This window comes from Virgibacillus sp. M23 (assembly GCF_034190895.1).
In the GTDB taxonomy this organism is placed as follows: Bacteria; Bacillota; Bacilli; order Bacillales; family Amphibacillaceae; genus Virgibacillus; species Virgibacillus salarius.
The window spans coordinates 19,606-33,935 of the sequence record NZ_JAWDHA010000046.1 but is presented as its reverse complement, the minus strand read 5'-3'; the positions used below and the strand labels follow the sequence as shown (position 1 = coordinate 33,935).

Here is a 14,330-nt window from a genome sequence, read left to right as displayed (position 1 = left end):
TGCAAAGAAGAACACGTTGCAAAGTGGATTTTCGGCTCGCGCTAATCCCACAGGAGTCTACGTAATTAGTCTCCGCTATGAGAAGGTGCAACAATTCTTGTCATAAGTAATAGGTTGACTTTTTTTAGTCTATTTCCTTGCGCTTCTTACGAGTTGAGTATGTATAATCAGTAAAAACCTAATATGACAGCAGGATATCATCTTGTTCATATAGAATATAAGTGATGGGGGATAAATGCTTTTGGAAAGGGGATATTCATTATATGAAAAAGAAAATTTTAATTGTCGATGACCAACCTGGAATCTGTATGCTACTGACAGATATCCTTACAAATGAAGGTTATCATGTGGAAACTGCGAAAACAGGTAAAGAAGGATTGGACAAAGTCACTTCCTCTTCTTTCCAATTATTAATGATTGATTATAAGCTGCCAATTTATAATGCATTCGAGGTAATACGATTGATGAATCAAACAGGTGTATCTACACGAACTATTGTAATGAGCGGTATAACAGAAGAAGTTATTCGTGAGAATGAAGATTGTAGCAACGTAGAAAGTGTGCTAACGAAGCCTTTTAATATCCAAGAAGTATGTGATTTGGTCAAATCAATTATTGGTTGACTAGCAGGATTGTTGCGACTTTGAGTTGTTGTTGGTATTCTAATATTGTAATTAAATTATTTTCAAATAGGTGCATAGTTCATCTAAGAGGAGGATATATATGCCATTAGTATCAATGAAAGAGATGCTAGAAAAAGGGAAAGACAATGGTTATGCAGTTGGTCAGTTCAATTTAAATAACCTGGAATACGCACAAGCGATTCTTCAGGCAGCAGAAGAAGAGAACTCCCCAGTAATCCTTGGGGTATCAGAAGGTGCTGCTAAATATATGGGTGGCTTCAACGTTGTTGTATCAATGGTGAAGGCACTTATGGAATCGTATGGTACAACCGTACCTGTTGCTATACATTTAGATCATGGTTCAAGTTTTGCTAAGTGTGCAGAAGCTATTCACGCTGGCTTTACATCCGTAATGATTGATGCATCTCATGATCCACTTGAAGAAAACATAGCAATTACTAAAAAGGTTGTGGAACTAGCTCATCTTCATGGTGTATCCGTTGAAGCTGAATTGGGAACAGTTGGTGGTCAAGAAGATGATGTGATAGCAGACGGTGTTATTTATGCTGATCCAAAGGAATGTAAAGAATTAGTGGATCAAACTGGTATTGATTGTTTAGCTCCAGCGCTTGGTTCAGTGCACGGACCATACAAAGGAGAACCCAATTTAGGATTTAAAGAAATGGAAGAAATTCTTTCAACTGTTAAATTACCGTTAGTTTTACATGGTGGTACGGGAATCCCTACTAAAGATATTCAGCGTGCTATTTCTTTAGGTACTGCGAAAATCAATGTGAATACGGAGAACCAAATCTCTCAAACAAACGCTGTACGTCAAGTATTAAAAGATAAGCCTGAGCTTTATGATCCACGTAAATACCTAGGACCTGGTACAGAAGCAATCAAGCAAACCGTTATTGGCAAGATGCGTGAATTTGGTTCATCACAACAAGCATAATCGGTAACAGCTTATTAGTTAGGAGGCGACAATCAATGAAATTCTTTATTGATACAGCCAATATTGATGAAATTCGTGAGGCAAATGCACTTGGCGTTTTAGATGGTGTCACAACTAACCCAAGTTTAGTTTCTAAAGAGGATGTATCTTTTCACGATCGATTACGTGAAATCACAGAAGAAGTTTCTGGATCTGTGAGTGCAGAGGTGATTTCCGAGGATGCAGAAGGAATGATTCGTGAAGGGAAAGAACTTGCGGCAATCGCACCAAACATAACAGTTAAAGTTCCAATGACATTGGAAGGACTAAAAGCTGTTAAAGCATTTAGCGAATTGAATATTAAAACCAACGTTACGCTAATTTTCAATGCTAATCAAGCGCTACTTGCTGCGCGTGCAGGAGCTACGTATGTTTCACCTTTTCTAGGTAGATTAGATGATATTGGCCATGACGGTATGGTATTAATTGAAACCATTTCAGAGATATTTAATAAACATGATATTCATGCACAAATAATTGCGGCTTCTATACGTCATCCACTACATGTTATAGATGCTGCTAAAAAGGGTGCGCATATTGCTACTATTCCGTTTAAAGTATTGGAGCAGCTGGTAAAACATCCATTAACTGATCAGGGAATCGAGAAATTCCTTGCTGATTGGAATAAGCAAAAATAATTGCATAATAATGGAAGAAGTACACATCCTAAGGAACAGAAGCAGCAGTACTTGCTGCAAATAAGTTTGCAAGTCAATGTTAGCATAATTCGATGCTAATCATGTTCCTTGCCTAAGTGGGGTTATCTTAATGCAAAAAATGTTAGTTGAAGGTGGCCATGTTCTAAATGGCAAAGTACGAATCAGCGGAGCGAAGAATAGTGCTGTAGCGCTATTGCCAGCAGCGATTTTAGCTGATTCTAATGTAACTATTGAAGGACTACCAGAGATTTCAGACGTATATACATTAGGCGATTTACTTGAGGAAATCGGTGGTACGGTTTCCTGGGATGGACAAACCGTTCATATCAATCCTGAGAATATGATTGCCATGCCTCTCCCTAATGGGAAAGTGAAAAAGCTTAGAGCCTCCTATTATTTTATGGGAGCAATGCTAGGAAAATTTAAAAAGGCAGTTATCGGACTTCCGGGTGGTTGTTTTTTAGGACCACGTCCAATCGATCAGCATATTAAAGGGTTTGAAGCACTTGGTGCAGAGGTAACGAATGAACAAGGAGCTATTTACCTTCGGGCGAATGAACTTAGAGGTGCAAGAATCTACCTTGATGTTGTAAGCGTTGGTGCAACAATCAATATCATGTTAGCTGCAGTAAAGGCAAAAGGAAAAACAGTTATTGAGAATGCTGCAAAGGAACCTGAAATAATTGATGTGGCTACACTGCTTACGAATATGGGAGCAAAAATAAAAGGGGTAGGTACGGATGTAATCCGGATTGAAGGAGTACCTTCGCTTAATGGTTGCAGACATACTATTATCCCTGATCGTATTGAAGCAGGTACTTACACGATAGCTGCTGCAGCACAAGGGAAAGAGGTTATCATCGATAATGTAATTCCTCCTCATTTGGAATCACTTTTAGCTAAGCTACGTGAGATGGGGATATCTATTGAAGAGAGTGCGGAACAGTTACTTATTGCTCCTAAAAATCCATTGAAAAGTGTTGATATAAAAACACTTGTTTACCCAGGATTTCCGACAGACCTACAACAGCCATTTACTACCTTGTTGACGAAAGCGGTAAATACGGGTGTGGTTACAGACACGATTTATTCTGCTCGCTTAAAGCATATAGATGAATTAAGAAGAATGAATGCGTCTATTAAAGTAGAAGGTGGATCTGCTATTGTCTCTGGCCCCGTTCAGCTACAAGCTGCTAAAGTTAACGCTACGGATCTCCGAGCAGGTGCCGCATTAATAATTGCTGGACTTATGGCAGATGGAGTTACCGAAATAACTGGACTCGATCATGTTGATCGAGGATATGAGAAAATCACAGATAAATTAACCGACCTAGGTGCTAAAATTTGGCGTGAAGAATTGACAGATCAAGAAATTATACAACTACAGAATTCTTAGAGAGAAGTTAGCATAAGGTTAGGGAATACCTTTGTAAAAATTCTTCTCGGGATGAGGATATTTTACAAAAGGGAGAGATACGTAATGGAAAGAAGTTTAACAATGGAATTGGTTCGGGTTACCGAAGCAGCCGCATTAAAATCTGCTCGTTGGATGGGTAGAGGTAAAAAAGATGAAGCAGATGATGCAGCAACAACAGCTATGCGTGATGTATTTGATACTATTCCAATGCAAGGTACTGTAGTTATCGGTGAGGGAGAAATGGATGAAGCTCCAATGTTATATATTGGGGAACAGCTTGGCACAGGTCATGGACCTGGAGTAGACGTTGCTGTTGATCCACTTGAAGGTACAAGTATTGTTGCAAATGGTTCATGGAATGCACTAGCAGTTATTGCTATTGCTGACAAAGGTACATTATTACATGCACCAGATATGTATATGCAGAAAATTGCTGTTGGACCAGAGGCTGTTGGGAAGATTGATATCAATGCATCAACGATAGAAAACCTTCAGGCAGTAGCAAAGGCAAAAAATAAAGCTGTTGAAGATGTTGTGGTAACTGTTCTAGATAGACCTAGACATGAGAAATTGATTCAAGAAATTCGTGACGCAGGAGCGCGTATTAAATTAATTTCTAATGGTGATGTAGCAGGTGCAATTAACACCGCTTTTGATGAAACGGGTGTAGACATTTTACTGGGAACTGGTGGTGCTCCTGAGGGGGTTATAGCTGCAGTTGCATTAAAATGTCTAGGCGGTGAAATGCAAGGGAAGCTCGTGCCATCTAACACAGAGGAAGAAGAACGTTGTGAAAAAATGGGAATAGCTGATTTGAACAAAGTACTTACGATGAAAGACTTCTGTAGTGGTGATGATGCTATTTTCGCGGCTACTGGTGTAACAGATGGTGAATTACTAAAAGGTGTACAATTTAAGGGTACAAAGGCTAAAACAGAAACCATTGTAATGCGTGCGAAAAGTGGTACAGTACGATTTATTGATGGTGCGCATAGCCTGCAGAAAAAACCTGATCTTGTTATTAAACCAGAATAACGTATGAAAATAATGAAATGTGGTTACAACTGTTGTGTGTAGCTATACTTTCTTTTTTAGAGATGATAGAAAAGGAAGCCAGTCAAGTGTAGTGGCTTCCTTTTCTATATAAACTACAAAATTTAGCATGTGCTGTATTTTAAAAGCGAACAATAATTGGAATTAGTGATATACGTAATAAATAATCACTAGCTACCTCAATGTAAATGATGACACAACCTCTAAATCTTTAAGATTTTCTATGATATTTGTCATTATGGTGTTGAATATTAATCATCAAAAGAGTATTATGGTATATGTTTAATACATGATTATATCGTTGGACTTCTAATCTAGCTTCCGAAATTTTCTTCATTTCTACAAGGACAGACCTTCCAAAAAAGAAGTGAAAATCACAAACTCGTAATAATGCAATGGGTTTTAGTAATTATATTTTTTCTATGTTTAATATTAAATAGGCGTGGTGATTTTATGGCAGGATTAACTATCTCCCATCTGGAGACGTTAACATTGAAAGAAATTTATGCATTAGCAAGGGAGTATAAAGTCTCTTATTATGCAAAGTTAACGAAAAAAGAACTTATTTTTGCAATTTTAAAAGGACAGGCTGAAAAAGATGGGTATCTATTTATGGATGGGATTTTAGAGATTATTCCATCAGAAGGATTCGGCTTCTTAAGACCTATTAATTATTCCCCGAGTGCAGAGGATATTTATATATCTGCATCGCAAATTCGTCGCTTTGATTTACGAAATGGGGATAAAGTATCTGGTAAAGTTCGTCCACCTAAAGAAAATGAAAGATATTACGGGTTATTACATGTAGATGCGGTAAATGGTGATGATCCTGAAACAGCGAAGGAAAGAGTTCACTTCCCAGCTCTAACGGCATTGTATCCAGATCGTCTAATGAAACTTGAGACAGAAACAAATAAATTGTCTACGCGTATCATTGATTTAATGACACCGGTAGGTTATGGTCAACGAGGTTTAATTGTTGCACCCCCTAAAGCTGGTAAAACAATGCTTCTAAAAGAGATCGCAAACAGTATTTCTGAAAACCATCCAGATGCAAAGCTTATTATTCTACTTGTTGATGAACGTCCAGAGGAAGTAACTGATATTGAAAGATCTGTACATCCTGATGTTGATGTAGTAAGTTCTACATTTGATGAAGTACCAGAGAGTCATATTAAAGTTTCAGAATTAGTGCTGGAAAGAGCAATGCGTTTAGTGGAGCATAAACGTGATGTTATTGTGCTAATGGATAGTATTACGCGGCTGGCGCGAGCATACAATCTGGTTATCCCTCCAAGCGGGCGTACACTTTCTGGTGGTATTGATCCTGCGGCATTTCACCGTCCAAAACGATTCTTTGGAGCAGCGAGAAATATTGAAGAAGGCGGAAGCTTTACAATTCTTGCTACAGCATTAGTTGATACAGGATCACGGATGGATGATGTAATTTATGAAGAGTTCAAGGGCACAGGTAACATGGAATTACATTTAGATCGTAACCTTGCCCAACGTAGAATCTTTCCTGCAATTGATATTCTACGTTCAGGTACAAGAAAAGAAGAATTACTTGTAGAAAAAGCCCATCTAGATAAAATGTGGGCAATCCGTAAAACAATGCAAGATTCAAATGACTTCCTCGAACGTTTCCTAAGGCGGCTTAAATCTTCAAAAAATAATGAAGAATTTTTCCAATTAATGGACGAAGAAATGAAACGCCGTGGCACTAAGAGGTAAAGCGTCAACTTCAATTATTTAATTCTATACTATTGCATTCAGATGGCCAGACTGTTATAATCTTTTTATGTGAGTTTAGATAAGGTATTGTACCTATGACGGCTCTTACAATAACTCTGTTTCCAAAGGACTCAGGGCAAAAAGGAGTGGAATAACATGAAAAAGGAAATTCATCCAGAATACAGAAAAGTAGTATTTCTTGATACAAGCTCAGATTTTAAATTCTTGAGTGGTTCAACAAAGTCTTCTGACGAAACAATTGAGTGGGAAGATGGTAACACATACCCATTGATTCGTGTGGAGATCAGTTCAGAATCACATCCTTTCTACACTGGTAAACAAAAAGCTGATAAAGTTGGCGGCCGCGTAGATCGATTCAAGAAAAAATATAATATGAAATAAATAGCAGGAACACTTTGATGTCCTAGCTAGAATTATTGAAAATAACCTTAAAAACAGGCAAAACGTCTAATCTTTGCCTGTTTTTTACTTTTTACTACGAGAGAATGTGGAAAGAGGACGAACCAGACGTTATCATGTTATTCTGATATATTAACAGCGTTTTTTAATAAATGCTTTATTTCCATGTAAGGTAAAATAAATGACGGGTAAACTACTAAGATACATTGTAATTATTGAAAGAGAGGACACTTATCATGTATGTGATGAAGCAAAGTGGTTGGGTCGAAGTAATATGTGGCAGTATGTTCTCTGGTAAATCTGAAGAACTAATCCGCCGTGTTCGTCGAGCAACCTATGCAAACCTATCAGTACGAGTGTTTAAACCAGCTATTGATAATCGATATGAAGAAGAGGCAGTTGTTTCGCATAACGGTACTTCAATTATTGCTAGACCGGTGAGTAGTTCAGATGAGTTATTAGAGCATATGGATGAAAAAGTAGACATCGTTGGCATTGATGAGGTCCAATTTTTTGATGAGAATATAGTTGACACAGTTGAAGAATTAGCAAATAAAGGGATTCGTGTGATTACTGCTGGCTTGGATACAGATTTTCGCGGAGAACCATTTGGACCAATGCCGAAGCTAATGGCTTTAAGTGAGTCGGTGACGAAGCTGAATGCCATCTGTCCGATTTGCGGTTCACCAGCTAGCCGTACACAACGTTTGATTAATAATAAGCCCGCTTCGTATGATGATCCAATTATTTTAGTCGGAGCATCGGAGTCTTATGAGCCAAGATGCCGCCATCATCACGAAGTGCCTAATAAACCAACGAATACTATTTTAAATAGCTTATCGAAGCTATCAAGATCAAGGGGTTGACTAAAAGCAGCTCCATACCTACATACTGGAATATACTCGCTTTCTGCGTCCAGCCCTCTTGGGCTTTACATCGTTTCTTTTTTCGCAGGAGCCTCGTATATTCCAGTTTCTATATTAAATATAATCCCCACTAATTGAAGTTTCGCTTTATATATCCTTTGTTTTTACTGTTTAAAAGCGTTTTAAACCCGATAAACTGGTTGTATAAGAATAGAATGATAAGAAGGAAGTACAAGCGACAACTAAACATTTGGTTTTAAGTTAAAATTGTTTTGTACTTCGCTGTATAACAATGCATAAATATATTCTGTATGTGTAATAGAAAAAATCATATAATAGATGAGCAAGTGGGTATAACTTTGACCTCATAACGTGAGTATACTATAATTATACTGTTAATCAGAAAGAGGTGGCCGTGATGCTAGAACGTTTACAGTCTTTAGAAGATCGTTACAATAAATTAAATGAAATGTTAAGTGATCCGGAAATTATAAATGATTCCAAGAAACTACGTGAATATTCAAAAGAGCAAGCTGGGCTGGAAGATGTTGTTCAAGCTTTTCGAGAGTATAAAGATATGACATCCCAACTGAAGGATGCAAAGGAAATGCTAGAAGATAATCTAGATGAAGAAATGCAAGAAATGGTGAAATTGGAGATAACCGAGCTCAACGATAATATAGTAGAACTAGAAGATAAAATGAAGATTCTTCTATTACCAAAAGACCCCAATGACGATAAAAACGTGTTCATGGAAATTCGTGGTGCAGCTGGTGGTGATGAAGCAGCACTATTTGCTGGAGATTTATATCGTATGTATTCTCGCTATGCAGAGCAGTATGGCTGGAAAATTGAAGTAATGGAAGCGAGTACGACAGGTGTTGGTGGCTATAAAGAAATTATCTTTATGATAAACGGTAAAGGCGCTTTTTCTAAACTTAAATTTGAAAATGGTGCACATCGGGTTCAACGTGTTCCGGAAACAGAATCCGGAGGAAGGATTCATACCTCTACAGCGACCGTGGCAGTCCTACCGGAAGCTGAGGAAGTGGAAGTGGATATTCATGAAAAGGATATCCGTGTTGATACGTTTGCATCCAGCGGACCTGGTGGGCAAAGTGTTAATACTACGATGTCAGCAGTACGCCTAACACATCTTCCAACTGGAGTTGTCGTTTCGATTCAAGATGAAAAATCTCAAATTAAAAATAAAGAAAAAGCTATGAAGGTACTTCGTGCCCGTATTTATGATAAGTATCAACAGGAAGCACAAGCCGAGTATGATGAAAATAGAAAATCTGCTGTTGGTACTGGAGATCGTTCGGAGCGTATTCGTACGTATAATTTCCCGCAAAATCGTGTGACAGATCATCGAATCGGTTTAACTATACAAAAGTTGGATCAAATATTGCAAGGTAAACTAGATGAATTTATTGACGCATTAGTTATGGAAGAGCAAACTAAAAAGCTGGAGCAAATTGGTGAATAGTATGAAAAAGAATAGGCAATATGAAGTCCTCGAATGGGCTTCTCTTTTTTTAGAAAAGCATCATAGGGAAAAAAGAGTAGCAGAACTTCTTCTGCAGCATCACCTACAGGTTTCACGCTCTGAATTTTTTGTGACAATGCGTGACTCCGTACCGGAAGAAGTGATAGCAAGATATGAAAAGGATATAGTGAAGCATGCTAAACAAGGGGTACCCATTCAACATCTGATTGGCTATGAATCATTTTATGGTAGAACATTCCATGTTAATCAACATGTACTTATCCCTAGACCAGAGACAGAAGAGCTTGTACAACATGTTATACAATATACAAATTCGAAGATTGTGGATAAGATACCAACAATTGTGGATGCGGGGACTGGAAGTGGCATTATAGCGATTACACTTGCGTTAGAATTAAAAAATGCCTCTATATATGCCACTGATATATCTAATAAAGCATTGGCTACAGCAAGAGAAAATTCTCAGCATTATCATACCAATATACGTTTTTATCAAGGAGATTTTTTAATACCATTAATAGAGCAGCATATGCAGGTAGATATTATTGTTTCAAACCCTCCTTATATATCAAGAGATGAGGTATCAGAATTATCGGATACTGTTAAGAATTTTGACCCCGAGCTTGCCTTATTTGCCGATGAAAATGGACTTGCAGCATATAAACAAATTCTATCCCAGTCTAAACAGGTATTACGTAAGAATGGCTGTATTGCATTTGAAATTGGTCATGAACAAGGTGAAGCTGTGACATTCCTAGTGAAAAAAACGTATCCTAATAGTGACATAAACGTTCTAAAGGACATAAACGGCAAGGATCGTATCTTGTTTGCAAAGCTATAAAAATATGATTTTATCGAATACTAGTTTAAATTTATCACTTCCTGACAATACTGTTTTCTATAGTTAGTAGGGAGGTACAGGATAATGAAGAAACTAGTATTTTTTGTTTTTATAATAGTTATTCTTATGTTAAGTATACCTGCACAAATTACCGGTAAGGATACCGATGAAAAGGGTATGAATCAATCGTATCAAGTAATACCTGATGATGCCATTCGCTTACGAATTCTAGCGAACAGTGATAGTGAGGAAGATCAACAATTAAAAAGACTTGTACGAGATCGAGTAAATGAAGAAATCACCAAATGGGTAGAAGAGATTACAGACATTGAAGCAGCTAGAAGATTAATAGAGGAACGTACACCAGAAATTAAGGAAATAATAGCTAATGCTATGGATGAATCAGGAAATTCTAATGCTTTTCAAGTGAAATATGGAAAGAACGTAACGTTTCCAGCAAAAGTGTATGGTTCATACGTCTACCCAGCTGGTGAATATGAAGCGGTTCTCATCACGATAGGTAAGGGACAAGGTGCTAATTGGTGGTGTGTTCTATTTCCTCCATTGTGTTTTCTTGATTTTTCAAATGGTACTAGTGCTGTAGCTGCTGAATCGAAGGAGAAAAAGGAAGCAGAGAAGCAAGAAATGGCAAAGCAAGAGGAAAAAACAGAGGTCAAATTTTTTCTATTTGAATGGCTAGGGTGGTCATAGATATACCATTTTTTGCATAGAATGAGGTAAATGGTTAAAGACTATTAAATCTAGATAGAGGTGAATAAAATGAATTTAATTCCAGCTTATAAAGCTTCTTCTGAACAAATAGAGCATTTTTTAAAAAATAACCCTAATGTGAATCAAGAAAGTCTACTTCGGAAAGGGTATGTGGTTGAATTAAGAGGAGAGATAGAAGGTTGCTTTATACTAGAAGAAATGGAAGAAGGAACTTATTGGTTAAAGCAACTATATATTACACAATCAGAAGCGGCGCATCTTCCTGTTTTATTAGAATCTATCCTTTTAATGGCTAAGCAGCAGCATGCTGAGCGAGTATATGTGCATAGTCATCAGCCGGTTGTTGATATCTTATTGGAAGCGTTACAATTCCATCCACAAAAGGAAAAAGTTTTCGTGGATAAGTATGATAAATCAAACGGTAATTGGTGGTTGTATCATGTGTCCTAAGGAATTCCACAAACATATCAACAAAAACTGTGGATATCCACCGTATTTATTGTGGATAAATGTGTATAATTCAAACATTAGTTAGTATAACTAAATTATTAAAGAATAATGCTGTGGATAAATTGAATTGTGATGATGTGTATAACTTAACTCTCTATAGTTATCTAGTTGAAGGGAAATTAAGATGAGTCACTTCTTGCTTTCTATGGGAAATGCTTAGAATAATCTAGGATCAACAGCTGCTTGTTCATTTAGGAATCGACCGAGGGTGTTTTTCATTTAGCTTCGAATTTTATTTTTCAAGTTTCAAGGAAAAGATAAGTTAGGGAACGTACAGAGTATTTATGCAAGCTGAATGTATACTTGTTCCATTGCGAAAACATCTGCTATCTACTAAAATGATTATAGTAGAAAAGAGGTAACAACATTGATGGAAACAAAGTATTGGAAATTAACAAAACAAGAAAAAATAGATATAGAGATGATTCAAGAAGCCTCCACACTTTTGAAGCAAGGCGAAACGGTAGCATTTCCAACCGAAACAGTTTATGGATTAGGTGCAGACGCTACCAATTCTGAGGCGGTTAGCAAAATCTTTGCAGCCAAGGGTCGACCTCAGGATAATCCGCTTATTGCACATGTTGCTAATAAACAACAGTTAGAGCGACTTGTGTGTGGATGGCCCGCATATGTGGATAAGTTAATGGAAGCTTTTGCTCCTGGACCGCTTACTTTTGTTTTGCCGAGTAATGGGGTATGTGCAGAAAACGTAACAGCGGGCTTATCAACCATTGGCGTGAGAATCCCAAGTCATCCGATAGCAAGGTGGTTACTCCGTGTATGTGATCTACCAATAGCAGCGCCTAGTGCAAATTTATCAGGAAAGCCTAGTCCTACTAGTGCGGAACACGTTTGGACTGATTTACAAGGGAAAATTGCTGGGGTAGTGGATGGCGGAACAACTGGTGTTGGATTGGAATCAACGGTGATAGATTGTACACAAGATATTCCTATTATCCTCCGTCCAGGTGGCATTACACAGGAGGAAATAAAAGAAATAACTGGGGCTGTTATGATTGATCCAGCTTTGGCAAATCAATCCGAAAGACCTAAATCACCAGGTATGAAATATAAACATTATTCACCAGAAGTTCCTTTATATATTGTGGAGGGTTCTTTAGAAGCGATTCAACGAAAAATCAACCAGTTGAAAATGGAGGGAAAGCTGGTGGGCTTAATGGCAAGTACAAAGGCTACCAACCATTTAACTGCGGATGAAGTCATCCCGCTAGGAGATAATCTTACTCAAATCGCGTCAAAATTATATGATGCATTACGAACGTTCAAGAACGGAAAAGTTGACATTATTATTAGTGAGTCCTTTTCAGAGAAAGGGATCGGACAGGCAGTGATGAATCGTTTAAAAAAAGCTGCAAGCCAGTATATAGAATTAAATTGAGGCAATGCCATAAGGCGAATATAGACAGCCAGTAAATGTTCGATTGATTCGAATGTCTTTAGGTCATACCCTTCTGGTACTAGCAATCAGTAAAGCTTCACTTTATAACTGGAGAAAGCCAGACAAGTTCGAAATTTAGCTGAAACGTTTCGAATCTGTCTGGCTTTTGCTTTCTATAAAATCTGATTGTTAGGTGGTCTGTATAAATCACTTTCCCTATGTTCATATTCCATGTAGGACATGCATATAGTTTATAAGCGTGTCCTAGGGGGATTATCGATGTCGGGGTATATTGGAGAATTTACGGCTTTGTTGTTCTTATCGTTAGCACTTGGCCTAGACGCATTTTCTGTAAGCCTGGGATTGGGTATGCAGCGCTTGCGTCTGAAACGAATAGCGTTAATAGGCATAGTTGTTGGACAATTTCATGTCATTATGCCCTTTATAGGAATCATTTTAGGGAGAATAATTTCGGAACAAATTGGTCATCTAACGACACTAGCTGGAGGGCTATTACTCATAGGTATTGGTGCACAAATAATGTTCTCTGCATTTAATCATCAAGCAAAGAAAATCATCCAGCCTATAGGAGGAGGACTGATCTTACTAGCATTCGGACTGAGTATTGATAGCTTTTCAGTGGGACTTAGTCTGGGGATATCTGGAGTAAAAACAATTGTGGCGTTATTGCTTTTTGGAATAATTAGTTCCATCCTTTGTTGGGTCGGATTGCTCTTAGGTAGGAAGGTACGAGGATTCCTAGGTGTTTACAGTGAATTATTAGGAGGTAGTATTCTAATCGGATTTGGGTTTCAATTATTGTTTGGGTAAGCCCCATTGTCATTATAATCTATAATTATTGATTCAGATAATGAGAGCGTATTATATTTTATTCGCTTTCTCGGGTAAGCTTATGGTGAATAGAAAACAAGCGACTCAGGAGGAGAATCATGCTATCTAATCTTACGTTTAGGCTTGCTAATTTTGATGATCTCAATGACATTGTCAAGTTACTAGCTGATGATAAGCTTGGGGAAGTAAGAGAAAAATATGAAAACCCATTACCTCTAAGCTATCACCAAGCTTTTCAAGCCATTGACTCAGATCCAAATAATAGCTTATGTGTGGTAGAAAAGGAAAATCGAGTGGTAGGTGTACTGCAAATTACATTCACACCATATCTTACATACCAGGGAGGCTGGAGAGCAACCGTAGAAGGAGTAAGAATTGATGCATCTGTAAGAGGACGTGGTGTGGGGAAGAAATTTATGGAGTGGTCTATTCAACAAGCTAAGGAGAAAGGTTGCCATGTTATACAGTTAACGACAGATAAACAACGACCAGATGCACTAGCTTTTTATCAACAGCTTGGATTTACCAATTCTCATGAAGGATTGAAATTACATCTTGAAAATTAAGCTATTGTAGTCAGATAGTCGTACTTTAATTAAGAACTGATTCTCAGCGCTGGTTACTAGCTGAGAATTAGTTCTTTTAAAATGTAATAAAAAGGTGGTGGTTTATAGGAAGACGAATATGGTATATTGGAGAAAGAGTTTAGTTATCGGA

Annotated in this window: 15 protein-coding genes; all 15 read left to right on the top strand. The window is 37.6% G+C overall.

All coding sequences use genetic code 11. The features are described from left to right. The first annotated feature begins 263 nt into the window (after window positions 1-263). The 15 genes from RVS70_RS15830 to RVS70_RS15760 all read left to right on the top strand — a co-directional run bounded on the left by RVS70_RS15830 (window position 264) and on the right by RVS70_RS15760 (window position 14,179). Window positions 264-623 carry a response regulator gene (locus RVS70_RS15830; RefSeq protein WP_026681803.1) on the top strand — a complete coding sequence of 120 codons (360 nt, stop codon included), beginning with the start codon at window positions 264-266 and terminating at the stop codon, window positions 621-623. Between the two features lie 100 nt (window positions 624-723). After that, on the top strand, window positions 724-1,581 hold the full coding sequence (locus RVS70_RS15825; protein ID WP_026681802.1) for a class II fructose-bisphosphate aldolase: 858 nt from the start codon (window positions 724-726) through the stop codon (window positions 1,579-1,581). 35 nt (window positions 1,582-1,616) lie between these two features. After that, on the top strand, window positions 1,617-2,258 hold the full coding sequence (gene fsa, locus RVS70_RS15820) for a fructose-6-phosphate aldolase (RefSeq protein WP_026681801.1): 642 nt from the start codon (window positions 1,617-1,619) through the stop codon (window positions 2,256-2,258). Window positions 2,259-2,388: 130 nt separating this feature from the next. Further along, window positions 2,389-3,675, top strand: coding sequence for a UDP-N-acetylglucosamine 1-carboxyvinyltransferase (locus tag RVS70_RS15815; RefSeq protein WP_121603959.1), 1,287 nt, complete (start codon window positions 2,389-2,391; stop codon window positions 3,673-3,675). Between the two features lie 84 nt (window positions 3,676-3,759). After that, window positions 3,760-4,731, top strand: a complete 972-nt coding sequence (gene glpX, locus RVS70_RS15810) for a class II fructose-bisphosphatase (RefSeq protein WP_026681799.1) — start codon at window positions 3,760-3,762, stop codon at window positions 4,729-4,731. Window positions 4,732-5,202: 471 nt separating this feature from the next. Further along, window positions 5,203-6,483: a transcription termination factor Rho gene (gene rho, locus RVS70_RS15805; RefSeq protein ID WP_026681798.1), complete on the top strand. Its 1,281-nt coding sequence runs from the start codon at window positions 5,203-5,205 to the stop codon at window positions 6,481-6,483. A 156-nt stretch (window positions 6,484-6,639) separates the two neighbouring features. Beyond that, on the top strand, window positions 6,640-6,885 hold the full coding sequence (locus RVS70_RS15800) for a type B 50S ribosomal protein L31 (protein WP_026681797.1): 246 nt from the start codon (window positions 6,640-6,642) through the stop codon (window positions 6,883-6,885). A gap of 254 nt (window positions 6,886-7,139) precedes the next feature. After that, window positions 7,140-7,769, top strand: a complete 630-nt coding sequence (locus RVS70_RS15795; protein ID WP_121603957.1) for a thymidine kinase — start codon at window positions 7,140-7,142, stop codon at window positions 7,767-7,769. Window positions 7,770-8,187: 418 nt separating this feature from the next. Beyond that, complete coding sequence (gene prfA / locus RVS70_RS15790; protein ID WP_026681795.1) at window positions 8,188-9,258, top strand: peptide chain release factor 1; 1,071 nt, start codon at window positions 8,188-8,190, stop codon at window positions 9,256-9,258. A gap of 1 nt (window position 9,259) precedes the next feature. Next, window positions 9,260-10,120, top strand: a complete 861-nt coding sequence (gene prmC, locus RVS70_RS15785; protein WP_026681794.1) for a peptide chain release factor N(5)-glutamine methyltransferase — start codon at window positions 9,260-9,262, stop codon at window positions 10,118-10,120. Window positions 10,121-10,204: 84 nt separating this feature from the next. Continuing rightward, window positions 10,205-10,831: a stage II sporulation protein R gene (gene spoIIR, locus RVS70_RS15780; protein WP_321133962.1), complete on the top strand. Its 627-nt coding sequence runs from the start codon at window positions 10,205-10,207 to the stop codon at window positions 10,829-10,831. Between the two features lie 69 nt (window positions 10,832-10,900). Continuing rightward, window positions 10,901-11,302 (top strand): hypothetical protein, encoded by a 402-nt coding sequence (locus tag RVS70_RS15775; RefSeq protein ID WP_026681792.1) that lies wholly within the window; start codon window positions 10,901-10,903, stop codon window positions 11,300-11,302. A 430-nt stretch (window positions 11,303-11,732) separates the two neighbouring features. Beyond that, on the top strand, window positions 11,733-12,761 hold the full coding sequence (locus RVS70_RS15770) for an L-threonylcarbamoyladenylate synthase (protein ID WP_321133968.1): 1,029 nt from the start codon (window positions 11,733-11,735) through the stop codon (window positions 12,759-12,761). 279 nt (window positions 12,762-13,040) lie between these two features. Then, on the top strand, window positions 13,041-13,592 hold the full coding sequence (locus RVS70_RS15765) for a manganese efflux pump MntP family protein (RefSeq protein ID WP_166530105.1): 552 nt from the start codon (window positions 13,041-13,043) through the stop codon (window positions 13,590-13,592). A gap of 119 nt (window positions 13,593-13,711) precedes the next feature. Beyond that, entirely contained in the window at window positions 13,712-14,179 is a 468-nt protein-coding gene (locus tag RVS70_RS15760) for a GNAT family N-acetyltransferase (protein ID WP_321133960.1), read from the top strand. Window positions 14,180-14,330 lie beyond the last annotated feature (151 nt).